General features: G+C 64.9%; 1 protein-coding gene. It reads right to left on the reverse strand.

Annotated features, from left to right (window positions below; all coding sequences use genetic code 11):
* Nucleotides 1–1,238, reverse strand: a 1,238-nt coding sequence (locus tag ACED67_RS21585; protein ID WP_395543804.1) for a hypothetical protein, incomplete at its 3' end; no start/stop codon positions are given.
* Nucleotides 1,239–1,439: the final 201 nt, after the last annotated feature.

The following is a 1,439-nucleotide window of genomic DNA, read 5'->3' on the forward strand; positions in this document are numbered from 1 at the left end:
AATTCGCCAGCCGTCGCGGTCTTTTCGGTCGCATAGGTCGAACCGCCGTTGTCGGTGCGCTCGATCAGGTAGGACGGGGAGGACACGCCAGTCCCGGCGATGAATTCCAGCAGATCGCCGACTTCCGGCACGCCCCAGAGCTTCGGCGCGTTCGCAGAGACGGGCGCAGCCCCGGTCGAGAATGTCGCCGGGGTGCCGGAAACAACGGTCGCGTCCAGCGTCGCAGTCGGGGTCACGGTCGTCGTGCCGGTCGCGGGCGCGGTGAACGTCCATGTGTTCGCGCCGGTCGAGGTGATCGAAACTGACGAGCCGCCATTGACGACGCTCAGTCCGGGGGTGGCGTCGGTCGGGGATACCGTGACAGTCGCGGTGACGGTCTGCCCAGCCGTGGGAGAAGACGGCGACAGGCTCACCGATGCCGTGATGGTCGGGGCAGCGGCGACAACCAGAGTACCAGAGCCGGAAGGTCCGGCCCCTGCCGCGTTGGACGAGGACCAGGTGTAGGGATAGGAGCCAGCCGGGAGCGTGCGGGTATGAACGCCGGTCGTGGTCGTCGTCGTCACGCCGTTGATGGTCAGGCTGGTGCTGATCGGGGCAGTGCCGGCGGAGAAGGTGAAGGCAAAGGTCACCGTGTCGGTTTCGACAGGGCTTTCCGGGCTGATCGTCAGCGATGCGCCGGACGCGGCAACGGCTGCGCCGGACGTGCCTTCAAATCCGATGATCTGCGTCCGGGCAAAGCGGGTGCTGACACTCCACGTCGCGGAGCCGGGCAAGGCCGTGCCCTCGTACTGCCGCCAAGCCTGCGCGATGCCAGTGGCCGAAGATACAGAGCCGCAGTCGTGGTTGTCGAACCCGGTCCAATCGGTCGGGGCTGCGGTCTGCGCCGCTTCCGCGCCACTGCGACCAATCCCGACGATATACAGACCCTTGACCGATGCCCCATAGGCCGCTGGGGCGGGGGCGACGAATGCCCGGCTGGTCGAGTTGTATTGCTGGTCAATCGTACCGGCGACGGGCGTGGTGCCCGACTTCACATTGCGGATCGCAATGGCCATCGCGGCAAAGGTCTCAACCGCGCTTGCATCAAGGGTGAAGGAGAGGCTTTCGGAAAGGCTGGCGGCAAACTTCCACAGCCACCGCTGAGAGGGGTCTGACAGCGAACCCGTGGAAATCAGGTTCCAACCCGCAGGCACGGTAAAAGTCGGGGTTCCGTCCGGGCAGTACTGTACAAGGATCATGTCGCCAACCTGGTACCCGGTTGGCATGGTGATCGTATGAGTTGCGATGCTGGACGTGGATCGCGATTTTGCCATGCTGCCAGAAACGACTTCTGGGAACACAGATAGGGCCGCCACGCTGGCGGTCTTCTGATCCGAAGGCATGCCGATCCCGAGGTCAAAGACCCCGCGCAGCCGCACATTGTGCGATCCGACCGAGGC

The sequence above is a fragment of the Neotabrizicola paludis genome (genome assembly GCF_044142105.1).
Taxonomy (GTDB): Bacteria; Pseudomonadota; Alphaproteobacteria; order Rhodobacterales; family Rhodobacteraceae; genus Pseudogemmobacter.